Origin of the sequence: Paenibacillus tyrphae (assembly GCF_024158745.1) — a bacterium.
GTDB lineage: Bacteria > Bacillota > Bacilli > Paenibacillales > NBRC-103111 > Paenibacillus_G > Paenibacillus_G tyrfis_A.
In genome coordinates this window covers 324,741-347,164 of sequence record NZ_JAMZAW010000002.1, presented here as the reverse complement: position 1 = coordinate 347,164, position 22,424 = coordinate 324,741, and the positions used below count along the sequence as shown (strand labels likewise).

Annotated in this window: 25 protein-coding genes and 1 pseudogene; 24 read left to right on the top strand and 2 right to left on the bottom strand. The window is 51.8% G+C overall.

Annotated features, from left to right (window positions below):
• Positions 1 to 14 precede the first annotated feature (14 nt).
• The 17 genes from NI000_RS04175 to NI000_RS04095 all read left to right on the top strand — a co-directional run bounded on the left by NI000_RS04175 (position 15) and on the right by NI000_RS04095 (position 7,307).
• Positions 15 to 740: a hypothetical protein gene (locus tag NI000_RS04175; RefSeq protein WP_253407994.1), complete on the top strand. Its 726-nt coding sequence runs from the start codon at positions 15 to 17 to the stop codon at positions 738 to 740.
• 66 nt (positions 741 to 806) lie between these two features.
• Positions 807 to 1,979 carry a DNA cytosine methyltransferase gene (locus NI000_RS04170; RefSeq protein WP_253407992.1) on the top strand — a complete coding sequence of 391 codons (1,173 nt, stop codon included), beginning with the start codon at positions 807 to 809 and terminating at the stop codon, positions 1,977 to 1,979.
• A 32-nt stretch (positions 1,980 to 2,011) separates the two neighbouring features.
• Entirely contained in the window at positions 2,012 to 2,398 is a 387-nt protein-coding gene (locus NI000_RS04165; protein WP_253407990.1) for a hypothetical protein, read from the top strand.
• A gap of 187 nt (positions 2,399 to 2,585) precedes the next feature.
• Entirely contained in the window at positions 2,586 to 2,999 is a 414-nt protein-coding gene (locus NI000_RS04160) for a YopX family protein (RefSeq protein ID WP_253407988.1), read from the top strand.
• On the top strand, positions 2,996 to 3,277 hold the full coding sequence (locus NI000_RS04155) for a hypothetical protein (protein ID WP_253407986.1): 282 nt from the start codon (positions 2,996 to 2,998) through the stop codon (positions 3,275 to 3,277). The genes NI000_RS04160 and NI000_RS04155 overlap by 4 nt, the downstream gene beginning before the upstream one ends.
• A complete protein-coding gene (locus NI000_RS04150) occupies positions 3,274 to 3,582 on the top strand; it encodes a flagellar FlbD family protein (protein WP_253407984.1) in 309 nt (102 codons plus the stop codon). Before NI000_RS04155 ends, NI000_RS04150 begins: the two co-directional genes overlap by 4 nt.
• Positions 3,579 to 3,896, top strand: coding sequence for a hypothetical protein (locus tag NI000_RS04145; protein WP_253407982.1), 318 nt, complete (start codon positions 3,579 to 3,581; stop codon positions 3,894 to 3,896). The genes NI000_RS04150 and NI000_RS04145 overlap by 4 nt, the downstream gene beginning before the upstream one ends.
• Positions 3,893 to 4,240 carry a hypothetical protein gene (locus NI000_RS04140; RefSeq protein WP_253407980.1) on the top strand — a complete coding sequence of 116 codons (348 nt, stop codon included), beginning with the start codon at positions 3,893 to 3,895 and terminating at the stop codon, positions 4,238 to 4,240. Before NI000_RS04145 ends, NI000_RS04140 begins: the two co-directional genes overlap by 4 nt.
• Positions 4,237 to 4,668, top strand: coding sequence for a hypothetical protein (locus NI000_RS04135; protein WP_253407978.1), 432 nt, complete (start codon positions 4,237 to 4,239; stop codon positions 4,666 to 4,668). Before NI000_RS04140 ends, NI000_RS04135 begins: the two co-directional genes overlap by 4 nt.
• Before the next feature lie 17 nt (positions 4,669 to 4,685).
• Positions 4,686 to 5,165 carry an ASCH domain-containing protein gene (locus NI000_RS04130; protein WP_253407976.1) on the top strand — a complete coding sequence of 160 codons (480 nt, stop codon included), beginning with the start codon at positions 4,686 to 4,688 and terminating at the stop codon, positions 5,163 to 5,165.
• The gene (locus tag NI000_RS04125) at positions 5,162 to 5,572 is read left to right on the top strand and encodes a hypothetical protein (protein WP_253407974.1); all 411 of its coding nucleotides are present in this window, start codon (positions 5,162 to 5,164) and stop codon (positions 5,570 to 5,572) included. Before NI000_RS04130 ends, NI000_RS04125 begins: the two co-directional genes overlap by 4 nt.
• Before the next feature lie 2 nt (positions 5,573 to 5,574).
• Positions 5,575 to 5,772 (top strand): hypothetical protein, encoded by a 198-nt coding sequence (locus NI000_RS04120; RefSeq protein ID WP_253407972.1) that lies wholly within the window; start codon positions 5,575 to 5,577, stop codon positions 5,770 to 5,772.
• Between the two features lie 11 nt (positions 5,773 to 5,783).
• Positions 5,784 to 6,086 (top strand): hypothetical protein, encoded by a 303-nt coding sequence (locus NI000_RS04115; protein ID WP_253407970.1) that lies wholly within the window; start codon positions 5,784 to 5,786, stop codon positions 6,084 to 6,086.
• 65 nt (positions 6,087 to 6,151) lie between these two features.
• Positions 6,152 to 6,313, top strand: a complete 162-nt coding sequence (locus tag NI000_RS04110) for a hypothetical protein (protein WP_253407968.1) — start codon at positions 6,152 to 6,154, stop codon at positions 6,311 to 6,313.
• 38 nt (positions 6,314 to 6,351) lie between these two features.
• A complete protein-coding gene (locus tag NI000_RS04105; RefSeq protein WP_253407966.1) occupies positions 6,352 to 6,714 on the top strand; it encodes a hypothetical protein in 363 nt (120 codons plus the stop codon).
• Between the two features lie 13 nt (positions 6,715 to 6,727).
• Positions 6,728 to 6,883: a hypothetical protein gene (locus tag NI000_RS04100; protein WP_253407964.1), complete on the top strand. Its 156-nt coding sequence runs from the start codon at positions 6,728 to 6,730 to the stop codon at positions 6,881 to 6,883.
• Between the two features lie 4 nt (positions 6,884 to 6,887).
• Complete coding sequence (locus tag NI000_RS04095; protein ID WP_253407962.1) at positions 6,888 to 7,307, top strand: hypothetical protein; 420 nt, start codon at positions 6,888 to 6,890, stop codon at positions 7,305 to 7,307.
• 64 nt (positions 7,308 to 7,371) lie between these two features.
• Here NI000_RS04095 and NI000_RS04090 read toward each other — a convergent pair whose 3' ends face one another.
• Positions 7,372 to 7,827 (bottom strand): hypothetical protein, encoded by a 456-nt coding sequence (locus tag NI000_RS04090; protein ID WP_253407960.1) that lies wholly within the window; start codon positions 7,825 to 7,827, stop codon positions 7,372 to 7,374.
• A gap of 227 nt (positions 7,828 to 8,054) precedes the next feature.
• Here NI000_RS04090 and NI000_RS04085 point away from each other — a divergent pair, with 227 nt between their 5' ends.
• Positions 8,055 to 8,258 carry a hypothetical protein gene (locus NI000_RS04085; RefSeq protein ID WP_253407958.1) on the top strand — a complete coding sequence of 68 codons (204 nt, stop codon included), beginning with the start codon at positions 8,055 to 8,057 and terminating at the stop codon, positions 8,256 to 8,258.
• 77 nt (positions 8,259 to 8,335) lie between these two features.
• Positions 8,336 to 9,370: pseudogene (locus NI000_RS04080) on the top strand (protein prkA); the annotation flags it as partial.
• 291 nt (positions 9,371 to 9,661) lie between these two features.
• Here the strand turns inward: NI000_RS04080 and NI000_RS04075 are convergent.
• Positions 9,662 to 13,594, bottom strand: coding sequence for an Ig-like domain-containing protein (locus NI000_RS04075; protein WP_253407956.1), 3,933 nt, complete (start codon positions 13,592 to 13,594; stop codon positions 9,662 to 9,664).
• Positions 13,595 to 13,787: 193 nt separating this feature from the next.
• Between NI000_RS04075 and NI000_RS04070 the strand changes: the two genes are divergently transcribed.
• The 5 genes from NI000_RS04070 to NI000_RS04050 all read left to right on the top strand — a co-directional run bounded on the left by NI000_RS04070 (position 13,788) and on the right by NI000_RS04050 (position 22,397).
• A complete protein-coding gene (locus tag NI000_RS04070; protein WP_253407954.1) occupies positions 13,788 to 14,465 on the top strand; it encodes a response regulator transcription factor in 678 nt (225 codons plus the stop codon).
• The gene (locus NI000_RS04065; protein ID WP_253407953.1) at positions 14,462 to 15,847 is read left to right on the top strand and encodes a HAMP domain-containing sensor histidine kinase; all 1,386 of its coding nucleotides are present in this window, start codon (positions 14,462 to 14,464) and stop codon (positions 15,845 to 15,847) included. Before NI000_RS04070 ends, NI000_RS04065 begins: the two co-directional genes overlap by 4 nt.
• Before the next feature lie 124 nt (positions 15,848 to 15,971).
• Positions 15,972 to 19,082, top strand: coding sequence for an efflux RND transporter permease subunit (locus NI000_RS04060; protein ID WP_253407952.1), 3,111 nt, complete (start codon positions 15,972 to 15,974; stop codon positions 19,080 to 19,082).
• A gap of 21 nt (positions 19,083 to 19,103) precedes the next feature.
• A complete protein-coding gene (locus NI000_RS04055; protein ID WP_253407951.1) occupies positions 19,104 to 20,420 on the top strand; it encodes an efflux RND transporter periplasmic adaptor subunit in 1,317 nt (438 codons plus the stop codon).
• Between the two features lie 27 nt (positions 20,421 to 20,447).
• Positions 20,448 to 22,397, top strand: a complete 1,950-nt coding sequence (locus tag NI000_RS04050) for a hypothetical protein (RefSeq protein WP_253407950.1) — start codon at positions 20,448 to 20,450, stop codon at positions 22,395 to 22,397.
• Positions 22,398 to 22,424 lie beyond the last annotated feature (27 nt).

Genomic DNA, 22,424 nt, shown 5'->3' with positions numbered 1-22,424 from the left:
AGGAGATGAAACGGATGAGTTACTACGACGAAGAATTTTATTGCGAGCCTAACGAATTCGAGGAGCAGATAGAGGAATTCAAAGAATCGTTGCTCAAGTCTGTGAAAGATGAGTATTTGGCCGAGATGGAACGACTGCGGAAAGAAAATGCCGAACTTCAGGAGTTCAAGAAACAGAAACGAAATTTTGAGCGTGAAATCGCGTCCTTGAAGCACCAGTCCGAAACCGATAAAGAAGAGGCTTACCGTCAAGCGAAACGAGCGCGTCTTTCAGAACTGATGGGTGGTTTCGAGGTTGAAATGTGGACACCTGAATACTATTGTGTGGAATCGCGGAAATGCGAACAATGCGACGAGAACCGGAAGATTCACTTTAAAACGCCGCTCGGTAGGGACGTCACTGAAACTTGCACTTGCTACGAGAAAATAACCGTATATCATCCCGCGAAGAACATTCTCCGCAAGATTTCAACTCGGCAAGACTGGGGAACTATCAAGAATACATGGCTTTATTACTCGCTGAAGAACGACGGAGACTATGACAGCGCCGAATATCGAACCGATAATGCTGCGCAGAATCTGTACATCCCCGGTGTGACTGCGTTCGAAGATGTAGAAAAATCCTACTATAGACGGTTTTATTTCGAAAATTTCGACGACTGCTATCAGTTCTGCGTGTGGAAAATGGAAAAAGAAGCCGGCATTTTGCCGAAGGCCATCGAGACGACCGAAACCGCTTAGCGAAGCGGAGGCCGTAAGATATTTTAGTCGGGGAGTTTCGGCTCCCCAAGGAGAGGATGATACCGGATGAAAGCACTCAGCCTATTCAGCGGCATCGGCGGAATTGACCTGGCTTGCGAATGGGTTGGCATTGAAACGGTCGCCTTCTGCGAACGGGAGCCATTTTGCCAAAGAGTGCTGCGGAAACACTGGCCGGATATTCCCATATACGACGATGTATGTACGCTCACGAAAGAGAGGTTAGATGCTGATGGAATCGGGCCAATTGAGCTTATTCACGGAGGATACCCTTGCCAGCCTTTCAGTCATGCCGGGCAGCGAAAAGGCGCGGAAGATGACCGTCACCTCTGGCCGGAGGTTGAGCGAATACTACAGGAAATCAGGCCCCGTTGGTTCCTTGGTGAGAATGTTGCTGGGCACATCACTTTGGGGCTCGACGATGTCCTCGCTGACTTGGAAAACGCGGGCTATGAAGCACAAGCGTTTGTTATTCCAGCTTCGGCCGTCGGTGCGTCGCACCAAAGAGAACGAGTCTTCATTGTGGCCCACTCCAAAAGCTTCATTGCGCGGGGATTGTCCCTCGGAACGGGAGAGGAGAACTCCAGACTTGCATTCGGCGGTTCACCTATGGCCCACGCCACAATCTCGGGATTATCGCAGCGGAGACGATCCAACCGGACTGAGGGCACAGCGCAAACAGGAACAGGGATGGAGCCAGAACTTGAACGATGCTGTGAAGCTCTGGCCGACACCGAGGGCCAACGATGCAGAGAAGCGTGGGGAGATCAATCCGACGGACCCGCGGAACGGACTGCCGGCAGCGGTGAAGCTGTGGCCGACGCCAAACGCCTCGGACAATCGGGACCGCGGGAATCTTTCGATGCCTTGCATTCAACGAAGGATCGAAATGGGGAAGCAAGTCGAGCTATCGATGTGTGTTTCGACCCAAAGCGGCCAATTGAACCCCTCTTGGGTCGAAGCACTCATGAACTTTCCGCCTGGCTGGACGGACGTGGATTGAATCCACTGGATGCGCTGCAAGAATTCGTTTCCCAATATCCGCAGCCTGCGTTGATGGGCATGCCACAGCACGAGTGGGAACCGCCACGGGTGGCGAGCGGGATCAAGAACAGGACGGCCCGTTTGAAAGCTTTGGGGAATGCGGTGGACCCCTTACAGATACTACCGCTATTGGCGGCAATCAAAATGATTGATGACTATATCGGAGAAGGTCAATAAGCCTTCTCCCCACTATAGGGAGGAATGGAACAGTGGCAAATTCAACAGGCTCAGGATGGATTGACGCAAGAACAAATAGACCAAACAAGCCAGGAGAATATCTGGTGTACAACATCGTAGGTCGTGAAATCGGAAGGTTTGGAGAAGATGGCAAATGGAGAGTGATATCTTTGGATTCTTTTGATAGTCCAGAATGGACTGTCGATATGACTGTTACGCATTGGATGGATTTGCCTGAAGAGCCTAAGGAGGAATGGAACGTGCGTGAGTTGTTTAGATGTATTCTGTGCGATGAGTTGAAGGACGAGGTCATTTTTACTAAGGCTGAAAGAATAGGTGGGGCCGATCCAGAATTGCCGGTTATCGTCTGCGAGGAATGCTTGGATCGTGTGGACGCAATGGAGCAAGACGAAACATGAAAAGGCTGCTAACTTCATGTTGCTGGGCGGAACAAGAGGCAATAAATGGTGATGCAGGCATTCCAGAAGAGGTTTGTTGCCAACGTTGCGAATGTAACGACCCGGAGATGGAATGGGTAGAAATGTGCGACTACTGCAAGAGACCGGGAAAATATTGCGTATGTCCGTGATAGGGAGGAATGGAACGGTGAGAGAGTACAAGTTTCGCGGTAGAAGAATCGACACCGGTGAATGGGTGTATGGCGACCTATGGCAATATCAAGGAAACACATGGATCGTAAGCGTTATTGATGGAGAAGCACAGCGCTATCCAGTCGATCCCAAAACAGTAGGCCAATACACCGGCCTCCAAGACAGCAAGCGAACCGAGGAATACCCGAACGGGCAGGAGATTTATGAGGGGGATATCGGATACTCCTTGATTGGAAGATATAGCGAGCCTAAAAAACCATTCCTGTCGGTCGTGAAATGCGACAAATGTTTTTGGGACTTCTGGGAAGTTGAAAGTGACATTTTGCACGAAATTTGGCCTAGCGATCAATTTGAAGTCATAGGCAAAATCCACGATCATCCACATCTATTAGAGTGGGCCAGACAATGATCGATCAAAATAAACTCATTCAATGGGCGCAGCAAAATTTGATTCCGCCGGCTGCTGCAGCGTTGACCGAAGCGCTTGAAAAAGGGGTGTTCGAACCGGACAAACCGAGCTTGAAAGAGGGCGACAAAGTGCGGCATACGAAACACAAGTATTATGGCATTGGAGAAGTGCGCGGTCTATCGAAGTCGGGCAAGAAGGCGCGAGTAAAATTTGGATGGAACATCGCATATTACGACTTAACCGCACTCCAAAAGGTAGAGGAGGCCAAAAGCCAATGATAAAGCTAACACTTACAAACGGAAGTAAATGGTATGTGAACCCTGATCAAATCATTGCTGTAAATTATCACGAAGAATATAAAAACACCAGTGTATGGTTCGGCGGTGATGGATATTGTGTAACCGAATCCCCCGAGGAAGTTGTCCGAAAGGTGCTGGAATACCGTTTGGCGATGGCAAGACATATGGCGGCAAGTCAGGCAGCATATTTTCATCGAGCTAAAACAGAGAATCCATATACGCCTCCACTGGAAAATTGGAATGAGTTAGAAAAACTCCCCGGACTGGAGGCCAAAAGCCAATGACCTATACAGAACAACAAATACGGGATATCGCCCCCGGAACAGGACTTGATGCCCTTGTTGAACGGAGCATCATGAAGACAAAAAAAGTTCCGAAGTTCTACTCCACAGACATGGATGCCGCAATGGTAGTCGAATCCGAAATATCAGAAGACGACGAGCTGCTCGGGCGATATGTGTTTGCACTAATGGATATCGTTGGCATCGAAGATCCAGACGTGCCGCCATCGCCTGATGACATATTCGCCCTCATCCACGCCTCCGCAGCAGACCGTTGCCGGGCTGCTCTTCTAGCGATTGGATGTGCCGAGCAATGACAGAACAAGAGATCAGAAACATGCAGCCGGGGCCGGATATGGACATCCTGCTCGAAGTCGAATTGTTCGGGAAGATACGCGGAGGTGTCGGGAGGAACGGACTCGTTGGTGACGGCAGATACTATTCGTACCCACGGTTGCTATCCAGATCATGGGAAGGTGCAGGGCTGATTGTAGAGGAGATGCGACGGCGAGGATGGAATGTGGCTATTTTGACAAGGGCCGACGGTTGTGGAGTTGGTTTCGCCAAAGACGGTCAGCAGTATGTAGCGGACAGTACATCAGCCATGCACGCCGTCGCTATGGCCGCTCTCCTAGCCTTGAGAGGAGGGGAACAACGGTGAACACATACGAAGTCTGGTGCGAGGACAAATACGGGGAATCGTGGTGCAGAGGCACATATCCTGCTGAGACGGCCGGAAAAGCCAAATACGCACACTGGTATTACATGCAGGACGGCATTTGGGAGGAGTCATTCAGCGTTATTGTTAAATTTCTTCGCTGCCGCAAGATTGGCGGGTTTAAGGTTAGCGACCTCTTCAGCAACCGAGAAAAGTTTGAACGGGTTTGTGAGAAACGAGGAATCTCCTTCGCTTATCAAGGCATGAGAATCGAAGTAGACGGGCAATTTGGAACGATTGTCGGCGGTAATGACAGTTTGAATCTTGATGTTGTATTCGACGGCAAATATTACGCAGAAAATTGTCATCCATGGTGGAAAACAAAGTATTTTGATCGAAAAGGCAATCTGATCAAGGAATTCATGGATTAGGACGGAGGGGAACAGGGATGAAGGCCATTACGATTCATCAGCCATGGGCGAGTTTGATATCCATTGGTGCGAAACGATTTGAAACGCGGGGATGGAAGACGAACTATCGCGGACCGATTGCGATACATGCCAGCAAGAAAGACCCGAAGTTGATGATTCAATCATTGCCGCATGGCGTTCAAGTTTCAGTATTTGATTCCTTTTATGACAGGTTAAACATAGCATCGGGAGCTATAAGTCATATGCCAACGGGGGCAATTGTGGCAACGGCCAATCTCGTGGAATGCTACAAAATTCACGTAGACCATACGGGGGATATAGTACTGATGCTCGGTGGCGTCCCAAAAGTGTGGATTGGAAAAGATTCGCCTGAAACTAGCTTTGGGCATTACGAAGATGGTCGCTATGCGTGGTTGCTTCAAGATGTTAACCGTATCGATCCGGTAAATACAAAAGGTCAACAAGGATTATGGAACTGGGAAGGTGAAAAGCCATGAAATACACTCCAGAACAGATCGCGGAGTTGCTGACGGAGGTCCAAACGGCGATGGACGATGCTGCCAAAGCTCCTAAGAACGAATGTCACCTATTTGGCAGTTTAGCATGGGTGAAAATTAAATCGCCCACATGGCTCCAGAAACTCACAGAGATCATCCAGCAACAGACCGTGGAGCTTTCCGAAGCTCAGAAGGCATACGACAACCTGCTCGCAGAGGCGGAGGCGTTGGGGGCGGAACTCGAAGAATGGCAAGAACGCTGCCGGGTGTCTACCAAACTTGTAATGGTAGTCGAAACCCTGAAAGAAATATCACAAGGTGAACGGTCCTCTATAGCTCTTGCTCATATGGCTGCTGACGCCTTGGTCCGTATCAAGGCATCACAAGAAACGGAAGGGAGCAACTGATCATGCCTAAAGTGGTGATTACGGACTTTTTCGCAAACGGAAAATGCGTCTGGAGAAAAGAATACCCCACAACCTTGACTTCCGAGCAGATCGAAAAGGAAGTCGCATATATCGCTGAGATTGGATATGGAACGGTAGAGGCCGCCACGGATTCGACGGGACGATATATTCGAATTGATCCATCACAAGAAACTGAATAGGAGGGATTTAGATGGGAGTAAGTGCAATTGCTTTCAAGGCGAAAAACAAGGAAGGTCGCTATTTGTGTGACGGGATCGAGTGCGGCGATTGGGACGATGAGTGGCTGGATACCCTGATCCTTTCGGATGCTACGCTGATTATCCGCAATGATTTATCCAAGCCGGATGAGTCGGATATTGAGGACTTTTATAGATTTGTAGCTGCGCTGCCTATGAGCAACGATGTTGATTTTATTAAGCGGAATTATGATCCGGTGGAAGTCGAATTGACTGACGAGCAGCTTGCGATTGTCCGCGAGCGAAACGATTGGTAATGGACAGCTTTGATACAGAAATACAAGGAATAGGCATCACAAGAAACTGAATAGGAGGGGATGGCATGGAAAAGCAGCAAGACCGAGTGAATGTCATCTTAGGTATGATGCTGGAAGCCGGAGTGATCGAAGATTATAACCGAGAACTAAGCAGAGATTTACTGACGGTTCTTTACCAAAAAGCTTTTGAAGACGGAACTTTGAACGGGTTGTACGGAAGTAACTGAATGAATACAGAAATACAAGGAATAGGAGGGTGAATTCTATGGAACAGAAGATACAGTTTAGTCGTGGCGATAGCGTTAAGTTCGGACAAGAATGGTGCAAAGAGCACAGATGCGAGCACCTGTCAGGTAAGACCATAATGATGACGCCACAATGGTTCGAATATGACGATGATTTTGGTGGTGGTTATCAAGAATGCCCGGGAATGATTGTTGAAGATGGACAAGAGCCGGATAGCATATACCACCTGTTTGGAAATGACTTCGAGAATTTCATGGACTGTGAGCACATCAAGGGTACGGATGAAGATAAAGCAGCTTACATGAAAATCATTAAAGAGGCTGAAGAGGCAGAGGCAAAAGCGTGGGATAGTTTCGCGTCTTCTTGCAACTACAAGGAATAGGCGGTGTATATGGATGAAAAAATCATCGCGAGGTCCAGTCGACGACATTCATGAACGCATCGAGCACGGAGAATACGACGAATTGTTTGACGAGCCAGATCAAGACGGCGAATCACAAGAGAGCGGAGGAAGCGAGACATCTAATCCGGTATCCCAAGAGAAAGGGTGAAGACATGGACAACATCATCGTACTGGATACGATACGTCTGGATCGGAATCAACCGCGAAAATGTACTTGCGGAGATGGCCGAACATTTCGAGTGGATACGGTGAATCGGGAAATCACCTGCGACTGCGGCCTAATTGTAGATCCTTTTGAGGCGATGGAATACTTGGCGGCGCATTATGATCGACTGAACCGCGAGCAACAATCCCTGTTTGAACAGCGCGAGCAATGGATCAAAGAAAAGCCTCACTCGGTACTGTTCAAGCAACTGGAGCAATTCTACCGAAAAGGAGCCATGCTTCCATATTGCCCGAAATGTCAGCAATTATTCGACTATAAAGACATTGATTCGCATGGCAATGCCGAGTTTTACAGAAGGTTGGAAGAAAAAATGAGGCTCGCGAAAATTGCTCAAGAGAAAGGGTGAGGGGATGAAAAAGAAAGTGTAAATGACGACTCCCCCACATGGTTAGTGGGGGAGACAACAGGGATTATGAAGGGAAGAGCTCACCTATAATCTCGACTGGGGAGTTATGGTAAGTTCTGGCTTCGACTCTGTATTTTCCCGGCGTCAGCGTAACGGATCTGTCATGTTTCCCGTTGCCTTCAATATCGATTACTGGACTATAACCGCCCGTTTCGCTCACTATTTGATATCTTACTGCGTTAATGTTCGTATTGTCAGTGGTCCATTGTTTAATATAAAAATTGTAGTTTCTAGTGAAAGGTACTGTTAATTTAGCGTCGTTTATTGGAACCCACAAATGCTCTCTCCTTAGCTGATAGTAATTAAAATAAATAGATTCATAATACTCAGTTGGCTGTACTTGTGCTTGTGTTGTCTGAATATTGGCAGCGTGTACTTTTGCAGGAGCGTCGACAGGTAAGGCCACAATCCCGGCTGTAAGCGAAAGAGTCAGCAAACCATTGACGACCAATTTTTTCATTGTAAATCATCTCCTTATAATGGAATAATTTACTACAATATGATATTAACAGTGTTTTCCTTTATTGTAAATTAGTATTTTTGCGAGTTCTATCTTGTTACCCAATATGCTAGAAGCGAATCGTACTAATTCTTCGACTGAGCGGTTTCGAAGGAAAATGATTCTTGGTTATAAATCAGAAAAAGGACAAATAGAAATAAATACATCCAATGGGTGGGAGGTATTGAATGGACGATAACGGTAATGAATACTCTAAGATCCACGAAAAGGTTGCAAAGTACATTCAGGGTATACACGGCCGAATCGGAATAATTGTACCAAGCAATAAACCGACCTATGAGGAGTGGGTGGATTTGCATAACACACTCGCGGAAATTGCAATTAAGAACGCAATATCCACTGAAGAGAAAGAAGCCACTACATCTGCGTAGTGGCTTCTTCTTTTAAAGCCCGTTAAAATGGGCTTTGTAAGGTCATTGTTATTTGGTTTTAACAGTATATATCGTATGAGCTCATTATCGCCCATACGAACGAATCCGAATATAAGTCGTTTATTTCCAATAAAAAGAACGAGGCGCTCCAATCGCGGATGATCGTTATGCCGATTCCTTACAATTTGAAGGTGTCGGACGAAGAGAAAATTTACGCCAAGCTGATCAAGCAAAGCGACATGAAGCATGTGCACATCGCGCCTCACTCCTTGAAGGCCGCGGCGATTTTCTCGATTTTGACCCGGTTGAAGGAATCCAAGAAGCAGGGGATGGATCTCGTCAAAAAAATGCGCATGTACGACGGCGAAGAGGTCGAAGGGTATAAGGAAGCGGATTTGAAGGAGATGCAGAGCGAATATTTGGAGGAAGGCATGAGCGGAATCGATCCCCGCTATGTCATCAACCGGATTTCCAGCGCACTGATCCGGCAAGGTCTGGAATTTATCAATGCGCTGGATGTGCTGCGGGCGCTCAAGGACGGTCTGGACCAGCACCCGTCCATTACGAAGGAGGAGAGGGAGCGGTACTTGAACTTCATCTCCATCGCGCGCAAGGAGTACGACGAGCTGGCTAAGAAGGAAGTGCAAAAAGCGTTCGTCTACTCGTTCGACGAATCAGCGAAGACGCTGTTCAACAACTACCTCGACAATATCGAGGCGTACTGCAACTGGACCAAAATCAAAGACCCGCTGACCGGCGAAGAGATGGACCCGGACGAGAGGCTGATGCGTTCGATCGAAGAGCAGATCGGCATTTCGGAAAATGCGAAGAAAGCGTTCCGCGAGGAGATACTGATCCGGATGTCCTCCTATTCGCGCAAAGGGAAGCGGTTTGACTACAGCAGCCACGAACGGCTGCGCGAAGCGATCGAGAAGAAGCTGTTCGCCGATCTGAAGGACATCGTCAAAATTACGACTTCGACGAAAACCCCTGATGAGAATCAACTGAAACGAATCAACGAGGTCATCAAACGTCTTGTCGAGGAACACGGCTATACGACCGCCTCGGCCAATGAACTGCTGCGTTACGTCGGCAGTTTGTTAAACCGGTAATTGCTTGCCTGGGGTAACCAATGAAGAAAAGATCACCCGAGGGGCGATCAGAGTGTTGAAAAAGAGGATTTTGACTGAAATAGAGAAACTTACGGAGGTGGGGTATCTACTGGAGAAGCGATAGCGTCCGCCTTTGTCATCGGGAAATGTCCGCTAATAAGCGGCTTTCCAATCAAATTTCCCGATGACAAGAGCGGTCGGAAGTAGATACCCCACCTCCTCGTACACCTCTATTACCTCAATTGACCACTTTCTCAACAAGCTCATCGCCCGAGGGGCGATCTTTTTCTTTTATGGCTGTGCTTTGAATTCGAGCAGGCGCAGCAGCATCGTGGCGACTTCCGCCCTTGTGGCGGCACGCTTCGGTTGGAAGGAGCCGTCATTGTATCCTTGAATGAGCTTTTGATTTATCAAAGTCGAAACTGCCGATTGGGCCCACTCGGAGATAGCCGCGCTATCCGAAAGCTTTGCTTCGGTTCCGTTAGTATTTAGTCCGAAGGCACGCACAAGAATGACGGCCATTTGCTCTCGCGTAATCGGCTGGTCCGGCCTGAATTGGTCCCCGAATCCGTCGACGATGCCCTTGGTGACGGCGGCTGCAATCGCTTGGCCGGCCCAATGGCTGCCGGTGTCCGAGAATGCCGCCTGCGAGTTCGCGTTTAATTTCAAAGCCCGCACGATGACGGTAATGAATTCCGCCCGGGTCATGGCTTGCTCCGGCTTGAAGGAGCCGTCGGGAAAACCGTCGAACAGCTTCATCGTGCTCAGCTTACCGACCGCCTCATTCGCCCAATGGGCGTTCATGTCTTTGAACGTTACGGCAGGAACGGAACCGTTGTTGTTCCCCGTATTCGTGCCAGCGCCTTTACCCGGCTTTACTTCATCGGACGGCTTGTCCATACTCGGCTTCGTTCCCGGAGCACCACCGCCTCCGCCAGTACTGCCGCTTCCTGTGTTCGTTCCGCTGCCAGTGCTCGGAGCCGGAGAGGAACCGCTGTCCGAGTCTGGCTCCGTGATCGTAATCGTGATAGTGGCCGAAGCTTCGGCCAAGCCGTCGGTTACTTTATAGTGGAACACGTCGGTTCCCGCTTGACCCGGATGCGGCTTGTACGTAAATTTGCCGTAAGTCGCATCCGTAACGGTTGCGGTTCCCTTGTCCGCTTCTTTGGCAATCGAATACGTAAGCCGGTCTTGATCGCCGTCGGTTGCTTTGAACTCGCCGTTTAATGTAACGCCTTGGCTTGTGGTGTAAGTAACGTTGTCTGCCTTCGGCGATTGGTTCGGTTTAATTTCGATGACGACGGCAGCTTCATCTGTGCCACCCTTGCCGTCGCTGACTTCATACGTGAACATGTCGCTTCCGGATTGCTTTGGATTTGGAGTGTAAGTAAAAGCTCCGTATACGGAATCGGTTATCGCCGCCGTTCCCTTAGCCCCCTGCTTCACGATACGGTAGAAGAGCGGATCGCCGTCCGGATCGGCGGCCATCAGCTTTCCTTGAAGCGACAAGCTTTCATTTGTCTTGAATGTCATGTATTCTGCGGCCGGTTTACGATTGCCGCTGCCATCGGTCTGCTTCTCGATGTCGATAACGACGAGCGCATCGTTTGAGGCCGTTTTACCGTCGTGTGCCCGGAAAACGAAGGAATCGATGCCTGCAGCCGCCGGATTCGGTTTATACGTAAACGTTCCGAGAACGGCGTTTTCAAGTGTGAGCGTACCTTTGGCCGGCTCGCTAACGATCGAATAGGTCAGCGTGTCTTGACTGTCCGCATCCGCAGCAGCCAGTCTACCGCTTAGCTGTCCGTTTGCGATGACGGTATACATGGCGTTTTCTGCTTTCGGCGCGTGATTCGTCCGGATGTCGACGGTTACGGTCGCTTCGTTGGACATGGCTTTACCGTCGCTGGCTTTGAACGTAAAAGAGTCGGTGCCGGTTGCGCCCGGATTCGGCGTATACGTAAATGCGCCGTAAACCTCGTCCGTAACGGTGACTCCCCCTTTGGCCGGCTTGTTAACGATGCTGTAGGTCAGCTTATCGCCGTCCGGATCGGTAGCTTTCATGTTCCCTGAGGCAGACTTATCCTGATCGGCGCTTATGGACGCGTTCTCTGCGACCGGTGTCTGATTTTGCACCATGAGAAACTCGCTGCTTTTCAAAGCGTGGTCCGTGATGCGAATCTCGCTGATCCAGCCGTTGAAGGAAAGCTCGTGCACATTATCATAGTGACCGGAGCCGATAGCCCACGGCTTGCCTGCCGTCGCAATTCCTACCGGATTGCCGTCCGGGTTGCGCAGCACGGGAGCTCCGTCGATGTACATTTTCGTCGTCTGACCGTCATTAACCACGGCAACATGGTACCACTTGAAGAACAGCTCGCCCGACCAGTTGGTCACCGTATCGTTGACGTTCTGCGGGTAAACGGCCCACTGCATCTCTTTCAACGTGGAAATTGCCAGCGAGGCCGTCGGCTCGGCGGGGTCGCCGCCTGTTTTTCCGGCGTTAGCCCCGGTTTCGTCGCGGGCCAGAATGCCCATCCAGCCATGCTTGTCCTTATCGAAGTCGGGAGCCAGCTTGACGAATGCTTCGATGGTGTAGCCTTGCTCGAACGTCATGTTATTGATGGCCGCCTGATCGGCGGTTTTCAGATAGGATGCTTTGCCTTGAGATTTGTCGCCGAACAGGCGAATGCTGGCCTTGCTTTGACTTTTGAACGGAGCATCCGAGGACCAGACCAAGTCTCCCGGCGTGCTGCTTCCGACATTATGACGGTACAGATCGTTATGATTGCCTGACAGATCTTTCACGACCGTGATGCCGTCAGGGAGCGGCTGTCCCTCGACCGCTTGATCGCTTTCCATACGCCAATGGGCGACCGTGCCTTGATTCGTTTCGCCGGGATTTTTGATACGAACGGATACCGTCCCGGGAGGGGAGTCGGCTTTCCCGTCATTGACCACATAAGTAAACGTATCCGTCCCGGTTTGACCGGCATTCGGAGTGTAGGTGAAGGCGCCGGATACGGGATCGGTAATCGTCGCCGTGCCTTTGGACCCCTTATTGCCGATGCGGTAAGTGAGCGTATCGAAATCGGCATCGGCCCCTTTCAGCTTGCCGCTGACCGGTTTGTCCTGGAGCGTATCGATATCGGCATTTTTGGCGATCGGAACTTTATTTTGCGATCCCCAGAAAGAGCCGAATCGCCGCTCGAAGTTCATGGATACGGTAAATTCGTTGTTTGCGTCGGTCAAACGTTCCATATCGAATTCGTCCCGCTCTTCTTCGGGGATGTTCATCACCCAGGGAGAGAAGGAATAAGCTTTGATTTGGTTGCCTTTCAAATCGATATTGAGCATCCGCATCCAGCCGTTGCCGCCCATGTAGCCGCCTTGGTAATCCACGACCATCATGAGCACGTCTTTCCCGTTGTCGTTCGGTTTCACCATATGGGCGGCTCCGTGGTGATGTCCGTTCACCGTCAGGAAAATTTGATCGTTCTTCTTAATCAGCTTGTCCCACAAGCCTTGGCCGTGCTCCGCCGTAATGAAGGCCGTTTTTCCGTCTTCGGCAATGTTCAGAAGCTGGTGAGTGATCAAAATGACAGGGAGATCCGGGTGAGCGTCAATGACTTGCTGCGCCCATTGAATGGACGCATCGGAGGTACGCCAGTCCAGGAAGAGAGCGAGAAATTTTTTGCCGGCCGCTTCAAAGGTGTAGTAGGAGCAATATCCGCTCGGGGACACGCCGCCGAAGCCCGGGCTGCCAGACATGCGGGTCGCCGGGTTGAAATACTGCATAAATTTCTCGGCGTTGTTATTGCGCTGGTCATCCCATTGCGATTCGTTAATATCGTGATTTCCGGCCACATAGCCGTAAGGAACGTGATATTTGTCGAGCCATTTCATTGCCTCGTCGGCAGCCTGCCATTCGTAATCTTGATTTCTTCTATCCACGATATCGCCGACGTGGGCTGTGAATGCAATGCGTTCGTTGAACTGATTTTTTGCGATCCACTCGGTTTGCGACAAGAAAATTTCTTTTTTGTAGCGGGCATACATTTGCGTGTCGGGAAGAACGGCAAGCTGGAAGCTTCCCGCGGAAGACGCGCTTGCGGCCAATGCCGACTGGCCTGCGGCCGGTACGAGAACGGCTGTCACCAGCATGACGGCAGCACTGATCCGCGCCAGCAGTTTACCGCTTTTTCTTACAAATCGGGTTAACATCGTGTTCGCTCCTTTAACGGTGTCTTGGGTTATAGATGGCAACCTTTTCTAGTTTAAAAAAGAACTGTTCGTGAAGTGTTAATTGGTTTTTAAAGTTTTGTTTAGAATAGGTTTGCTTGAAATACGGCCTGCGGGTCCATTATCATGAAGGTACTGTGATTTACCGGATTTTTCGGTTTTTGGGGGACTGTCGATGATTACCGTATTGATTGTGGATGACGACCGGCATATTCGGGAGCTGATCCGAGTCAGTCTGCGCGAGGAGGGCTACCGGCTGAAGGAGGCGGAGAACGGGCAGGACGCCTGGAAACTGCTGCAGGAAAACCGGGTGGACCTGGTCATCCTTGACATTATGATGCCATTTATGGACGGCTGGGAGCTGAGCCGTCATATTCGGATGCAGCAAACGGACCTTCCGCTTCTGATGGTAACCGCCAAGGGCGAGACGGGAGACAAGGTCAAGGGATTCGAGCTGGGAACGGACGATTATTTGGTCAAGCCGTTCGATCCGTTGGAGCTGGTCATGCGGGTGAAGGCGCTGCTGAAGCGATACCGGATTCATGCGTCGGATACCGTGCAATTCGGCCGGATCGAGCTGAACAAGAAAAGCCATGAGGTTCTGAAAGGCGACGAGAAGCTGACGCTTCCGCTCAAAGAATTTGAGCTGCTCTACAAGCTGGCGAGCCACCCGAACCAAATTTTCACGAGGAACCAGCTTATCGAACAAATCTGGGGGCACGATTATGAGGGAGACGACCGTACCGTGGACGTTCATATCAAGCGGCTGAGAGAACGGTTTGCGGACGAGACGGACAGCTTCACCATCCGCACCATCCGGGGGCTTGGCTACAAGCTTGAGGTGAGCGGATGATCAAGACGCTTTACACGCGGATGGTGCTCGTTTATTTGGCGGCGGTCATCTTCGGATTGATCGTGGCATTTGTGATCATGGGTCTCATTTTTTCGGAGAGGCTGAACGCGCAGCTTCGGGAAGACATGACCCTGGTGGCGGAAGATTTGATCGATACCTATAAAGCGACGGACAATGTCGATTTCGACTCGTACATGCTTAACCGCAAGCTTGCCAAGCCCTTCTTCATCAGGGTATACGATGACGCAGGTAACGAAGCGTTATACGGATATACCGACGTCGAGACGAGGAAGGTTATTACTCCGCAGGAAATTGCTCAGGTGCTGCGCGGGGAACAGCTTTGGAACGAGTCGAACATGGATGTCAGCATACTGGGTTACCCGGTGAAGATCCAAGGGCATTCGTATGCGATGTTTTTGCAGCCGGCCTCGAACAAGTCCGACCGTCTTCTGCAAAGCTATTTGAACATCTCGCTGATCAACGCCTTGATTATCGGCAGCGTCTTCATTATGGTGGCCGGCCGCTATTTGGTCAAACCGATCAAGCGCATGACCAAAGCGGCCAGGCGGATGGCCAAGGGCGATTTCAATATCGGCTTCGATTGGAAATTTCGTAAGGACGAACTGGGTGAGCTTGCCCAAAGCTTCACCGAGATGGCTGGAGAGCTTAAGCAGATGGAGCGGATGCGGCAGGATTTCGTGTCCAATGTCTCGCACGAGATTCAGTCTCCGCTTACATCGATCGCCGGATTTTCCAAGCTGCTGCGGGAGAAGGCGATGTCGGAGGAGGAACGAAGGCAATATCTGGAGATCATTCAGACGGAGGCGGAACGGTTATCCCGGCTCAGCGAGAACTTGCTCAAGCTCGCTTCGCTTGAATCGGAGCATCATCCGTTTCGCCCGACGACGTATGCGCTGGATGAGCAGCTTCGCAGCGTCATCGTAGCCACGGAGCCAATCTGGTCGGCCAAAAAGCTAGAGCTTGATTTGAGGCTGCCCACGGCGAAAATTTATGCCGATGCGGATCAGCTCAGCCAAGTGTGGATGAATCTGATCACCAACAGCTTGAAGTTCACACCGGAGGGCGGCATGGTGAGGGTGAGGCTGCTTTCGACCACCGACCGGATTCAGGTCCGGATCGGCGATACGGGCATCGGGATCTCCGAAGAGGATCAGGCCCGCATTTTTGACCGGTTTTATAAGGCGGACCGGGCCAGGAACCGGGAGAAAAGCGGCAGCGGACTTGGACTTGCCATTGTGAAAAAGATCGTCGATCTGCATAACGGTACGATCGAGGTACGCAGCAAACTCGGGCAGGGCACCGTCTTTATGGTTACGCTGCCCAGCTTCTCCGGCAAGCGGAACGCCCCGGACAAGAAATAACAGCGTGAAAGATCAATCCAAATCGGGTTGATCTTTTTTTTATCCGGTTCACGCTCCGTTCATATTCGCAAGGTAAAGTATTTTCCAGAATCGGATGGACATTTATAAAGGAGCGAGGAGTGGAATGAACGGACTGATTAAATTTTCGATGAAGAACGTCGCGGCAGTGATCATCATCGTCGCCATGCTGTTCGGCGGCGGGATGTATTCGGCCTCGAAGCTGAAGAAGGAGAACTTCCCTAACATCTCGTTCCCTGCGGTTTTCATCAGTACCACCTACCCGGGATCGCCAAAAGATGTGATGGACAACGTGACGAAGCCGATCGAAGATAAGCTGGCGAATATACCGGACCTTGACCAACTGACTTCGACCTCTAACGACAACAATTCTTTCATCACGGTGATGTTCAAGCATGGGGTGGACCTGGACAAGAAAAAGCGGGAAGTCGAAAACTTGATCCAGGATGTCAGTTTGCCTTCTACGGCGCAAAGGCCGAAGGCGATGACGTTCGGGTTCTCGTCGATGCCAGCCTATTATCTGGTTGTGTCGGCGAACGAAGGCGTGAGTCAAACCGAGCTCGATAAGCTGTATAAGGACAAGATCAAGCCGGGGTTCGAAGGCATTAAAGGCATCGACCATATCGCAGCCATCGGCAACCGGGAAACGACGATGGACATCCAACTTAATGCCGACGCGCTGAGCGTCTTCGGCTTGACGCCATCGCAAGTGACCGCTTCGATCGAATCCGCGCTGTCCAAAGGCCCGATCGGTTCCGTCGAGCTGAGCGGGAATGACAAGATGGCCCGCGTATCCGGCGATTTGGACAGCTTGTATGCTCTGGAACAGCTGGAGCTGAATGCGAGCTCCGGCGGAACGATTCTCTTGTCTCAAGTGGCGAAAGTTTCCGCCGTGACGGAGTCCAAATTTATGGCCAGACTCGACGGCAAGCCAGCACTCGGCATTCATTTGTTTAAAACAAGCGATGCGAACGCTGTGGAGTTCTCAGATGCCGCCGACAAGCTGATGAGCGATTGGAAGACAACGATGCCGAGCGTCACCTTCGGCTCGATCTTTAACACGGCTGACGAAGTAAAGGAATCGATCAGCGGTATGCTGCGGGAAGGCGTGATGGGGGCGATACTTGCTTCGCTCATGATTCTCATTTTCCTGCGTAACGTCCGGATGACGCTCGTGGTTCTCGTTTCGATTCCGCTGTCTATGCTGATCACGCTGATGCTGCTGCATTATTTAAACATCACGCTCAATATGATGACGCTTGGCGGCATGTTCATCGCTGTCGGACGGGTCGTAGACGATTCGATCGTCGTTATCGAGAATATCTATACGTCGCTGGAAAAAGCGCAGGAGCGCAACGAATCGGTCATCCTGATGGCGACCAAGCAGGTGGCCATGGCCATTACGTCCTCGACGATAGCAACCGTGGCCGTATTCGCTCCGATCGGGATGGTCAGCGGTATTGTCGGCGAAATCTTCCGGCCGTTTGCCATTACGATAGCCGTTGCCTTGATGGCTTCGTTATTGGTGGCATTGACCGTCATTCCGATGCTCGCCAAGCTGCTGGTACTGCGGGGCAAACAGTTCAAAGCGCACGACGAAACGAAAGTCGGCCGCTTCACTTTGATGTACGAATCGATTTTGGAGTGGTCTTTGACGCACCGGATCAAGTCGCTGCTCATATCGGGCGTTCTGTTTGTCCTTTCGATTGTCATTACCGTGCCGAATTTGGCTATTGCCTTTTTTCCGGACGGCGCTCAACCGCGCAATATGTACTATACCGTGAAGCTGCCCTACGAGACCTCCTATGCTGCGACCGATCTCAAATCCAAGGAATTGGAAAAGATGCTGATGGAAAGCAAGGATTCCAACGGCGATCCCGTATTCCGTTACGTGGAGGCGCTCGTCGGGTATAACGGCGGAGACGGGGTTAATAACGACCGGGTGCCTTATGCGTTCCAGCTCTTTGTGGAAATGAACGAGAACGTGAAGCCCGATCAAGTGAGGGATCAATTCAAGAGTGCGATTTTGGCCGAGCTGCCGAAAGGCTCCGAAGTTCTTCCTTCTTCTCTCGGCGGAGGAGGTCCGTCTACGACTGACTTCGGGTACACCCTGTACGGAGACAATCAGAAGGATTTGATTACTGCGGCGGGGATTGTCAAGAAGAAGCTGGCGGAGTTCCCGGAGCTTTACGAAGTGAAGGACGCGTTAAGCGACGCCAAAACCGTAGTCGATATCGTTGTGGACCAGAAAAAGGCACGTACGTACGGCTTGGATGTCAACACGATTCGCGAAACGGCGCGGGGTTGGGTTCAGAAGCAGCAGCTCGGCGATATTAGGCTGGACGACGTAACGTACAAGACGACCGTTTCTCTTAGCAAAAAAGATAAAGATACGCTTGAGAAGCTTGGCCGGCTTCCGATTTCTACAAAGACGGGAACAGTCTATTTGAACGAAGTGGCCAAAATACGCGAAGTGGAGGCTCCGGCGAGCATCTCCCGGAAAACCCAAAAGCAAGAGGTCTCCATCACGGCGAAAATCAATAGCCCGAATAAAAACGGCGTCAGTCTTCAAGTGAACGAGGCTTTGAAAACCCTGGAGCTTCCGGAGGGGGTAACCCGCGAGCTCGGAGGGGTCAACAAGGACACCGACGAAAGCTTCGGCCAACTGTATATGGCGATGGCCGTCGCTGTATTTATCGTATATCTGGTCATGGTGCTGGCCTTCGGCAACGCCTCGGCGCCATTCGCCATTTTATTCTCGCTGCCGCTTGCGGCGATCGGCGGTTTGCTGGCGCTGCTCATGACAAAGGAGTCGCTTAACGTTACGTCGATGATCGGCTTCATGATGCTGATCGGGATCGTCGTTACGAACGCCATCGTATTGCTCGAACGGGTGCAGCAGCTTCGGGAAGAAGGATACACAGTGCGCCACGCGCTGATGGAAGCGGGCAAGGTCCGCCTGCGTCCGATTATTATGACCGCTGCGGCTACGATCATGGCACTGCTGCCGCTTGCGCTCGGATTTGCACATGGCACCTTGATTTCCAAAGGGCTTGCGGTTGTCGTTATCGGTGGCTTGACGACTTCGACCATTCTCACGCTGGTCGTCGTGCCGATTGTCTATGAAATGATTGAGAACTGGAAAAACCGGATTTCCGGTTGGTTTAATCGAAAAAAATCAGACGACGGTTCGAAGCCGGCGACAATAGAGATGTAACGAAGGAGGAGGCACGGAAAGATGAGAAAGGTTAGAAAAGACGTTGCGATGAAGAAAGTCCTCACGCTTCGGGTCTTCGCCTTATTGGCAGCGGCCGCCCTGCTTGCGGCAGGCTGCTCGGCCCCGGGCGCCAAGGGAGAATCCACGGTTGACCTCAAGCTGGATAACCGCCCGGTGAAGACGGAGGCAATCGCCAAGCGCAAAATAAGCGATCCGCGCGAGCAGGTGGCGGAAGTGGTGGGGATGTCCGCCATGGACGTTATTCCGAAGGCGAGCGGTCAGATTACGCAAGTCTTGAAGAAACGCGGAGATGTTGTGCAGGCGGGCGAGGTGTTGTTCCGAATCGACAATCGCGAGGCCGAATCGACCTTGAGGAAAAGCCAGGTCAAGCTGAAGAGCTCGGAACAGACGCTTGCGAAAACAGTGGAGGACAACGCCAATTCCCGCCGCAATTTGCAGGACGAGATTACGAAGGCGGAGCAGAAGGTTAGCGACGCGGAGAAAGACTACAACAAAATGCGCAACGATTTTGACGCCGGCGCAGCAACGCAGCGGCAGGTGGAACAGGCCGAGCAGGCGCTGAAGAATGCCCGCATGGATGTGCAGGCGCAGCGCAACAAGCTGACAGCCCTGGACAAAACGAATTCGCTGGCCGACCAGCAGACGGAGGTGGAGTCCTCGCGGATCAGCTTGGAAGAGGCTCAGCGGTCGCTTGAGAATTATGACGTCAAAGCGCCTGTCAGCGGGGTGCTGACGGATTATACGATAGAGCTTGGCGGGACCGTCTCGCCTAACGGCAAGATAGGGCAAGTCCAGCAGATCGATCCGATCAAGCTAAAGGTCGAGCTGTCGGAGCCGTCGTATGAGCTGGTCAAAAACAAGCAGGAGCTTGCCTACTACAGCCCGGATCATCCGGCCGATAAAGGCATGGCCAAAATTACGTTTTTATCGAACGTCATGAGCGCAGCCACCAAATCATATTCTCTGGAACTGGAAGTCCAGAATCCGGATCAGAAGCTGAAACCGGGTACCCGGGCCATGGTTCAACTCACCACCGAGGGGGAGGAGCAGGTTGCCGCCGTGCCGACGCTCAGCATTGTCCGCGAAGAATCGAATTCGTTCGTCTTCGTGCTTCAAGGGGATACGGTCCAGAAGCGTAAAATCAAGCTGGGACGCATCAGCGACGCTTATCAGGAAGTACTGGAAGGCGTCAAGGAAGGAGAGCAAATCGTAACGAGCGGGCAGCATCAACTGAAGGACGGCCAGAAGGTGGAGGTGGCCAAACCGGCCCCCCAAGGCCAGCCCGCTCCTGCGGCCCAAGAGCCGGCTAAAAAATAAGATCGACTGGATAAGGAGGAATCATCGATGAAACAACCTTGGAAAACAGCGCTAACCTTCGTCATAATCGGGACGACACTCCTTCCGGCAAATCTGCCGGCGCTTGCGGCCGATACGACCCAAGCGACTGTGGCCGCTCCGAGCAACTTCGGCTTAACGGATTCGATCCGTGCCGCGGTGAAAAGTCTGGCGATCGAAACGACCGCCGGCGGCACACGCATAGGCGCATCCGTTCGCTTGTATAACGGAGGAACGCAGAAAACGCGGATTCCCGATCACCAGCTGCACGTCCGCACGACGGGCGGAGTTCAATATACGCTGAAGGCGAGCGCTGGGAACAAGACGGCGTTGGAGCCAGGCGAAATCGGCGAGCTCGTGTATATGACCGTCATCGAGGGCACGCCGGCGATTAAACTGTCGGAGCTTTCCTTCGTCAATGTGGATGAGTATGTTTATCCGAAAAAGGAAACGAACCTGCTGACGATTCCGCTAGGCGCGAGGCAAGTATGGTACGCGTCGGCGGCAGGAGCGGATAAAGCTGCCGAGCCGAAGGGATGGGGAGAAGCGTTTACGATTCCGGGCTTAAATTCCAGCCTGCGCTATACCCCTGCGGCTATCAAGGTACAGTATCCGATAAGCGGAGCTTCTGCGGGAGCTTCCGGCACGCCGTCCGGCGGAACTTCCGCGGGAGCGGCGTCTGGGGTGACCTCCGGTGGCGCATCCTCGCCGGAAGCGGGAGGGGCTTCGGCAGCTCCCGGCGGTGCGGCGGGTGCGTCCGGCGGAGCGCCTGGCGCTCCGACCGGGGCTCCTGCAGTTGCACCGGATGCTGAAGGAACGGAAGCGGGAGCAGGAACCGGTCCGGTGGCGCTCGTCACCTTATTGGTGGAAAACCCTGGCGTCGGGCGGGAAACGGTACCTGAATTCCGTATCGACGGGCAATCGGAGAAGAAGACGTATACCGGCAGCCGTACGGAGCATGGCGCCGTGACGGTCGATGCTGGAGAGAAAAAATATATTCATTTCGCTATTCCGGTCGAAAACAACGTGACGCTGACCTGCTTATTCGTTACGTCGACTGAAACGTTCGTTTCCGGGGGAGGACAGGGCGCGCCGACAACGGCAACGGGATTTGACGTCGGCCGCGTGCAGATTGCGGTTCCGGGTAGTGCGCAGACGGATACGACACCTGCGATTTCTTACCGGATCGGCAGCCCCATCATCTTCGATCCGGTGAATAAGATGATCAATGCCAATACGGAAGTGACCCTGATGGAAATGCATCTTCATGAGGGTGACAACGGCTTTCATTCGGTAGTCGCCAAATTCCGGATCACGAACAAGAGCGACAAGCCGGTTCCCGTGCCCGCTTTCCAGACCGAGATCGTCGGTAGCGACGGAGCCGCTTATGCCGGTGCGCGGCAATCCGGGGTCACGGCTGCACTGAACCCGAACATGAGCTACGTCGTGAATTATTCGTTCAACGTGCCGAAGACGGAGAACGGCAAGCAGCTGACGATCAAGCTGTTGGATACGCAGTCCGCGGCTCCTTATACGAGCACGATCGCTTCGCTGCAGACGGCTGCAAGCAGCGAGACGGCGGGAGATACCTTCGCCATGTATCCGTTTGATCTGAAAATTGTCGATTGGACATTGTCCGCTACAACCGCTCCTGGATTGACCGGTCTGTCCTATGGCTACAAGCTGTCGTTTACGCTGGATGTGAAGCAGACCGACAACGTCGTGGTTGACCAGAACTTCTCCAGGCTATATATGGAGCTGGTGGATTCGCAAGGACGCATGCTTGGCACGGCCGAAGGTCCGTTTACCGGTCCGAACAAGCTGATTACAGGCAAGCAGATTTTGACCTTCACCGCGAAAACGGAGCAGCTCGAAAATCCGTTTACGATCCGTGTTTACGAAGCGTTTGATACGCCAAGCGGCCTGGCCAAACGATACATTACCACGCTCAAACAATAAGCGGCGCCGCAGCACAACGAAAAACAG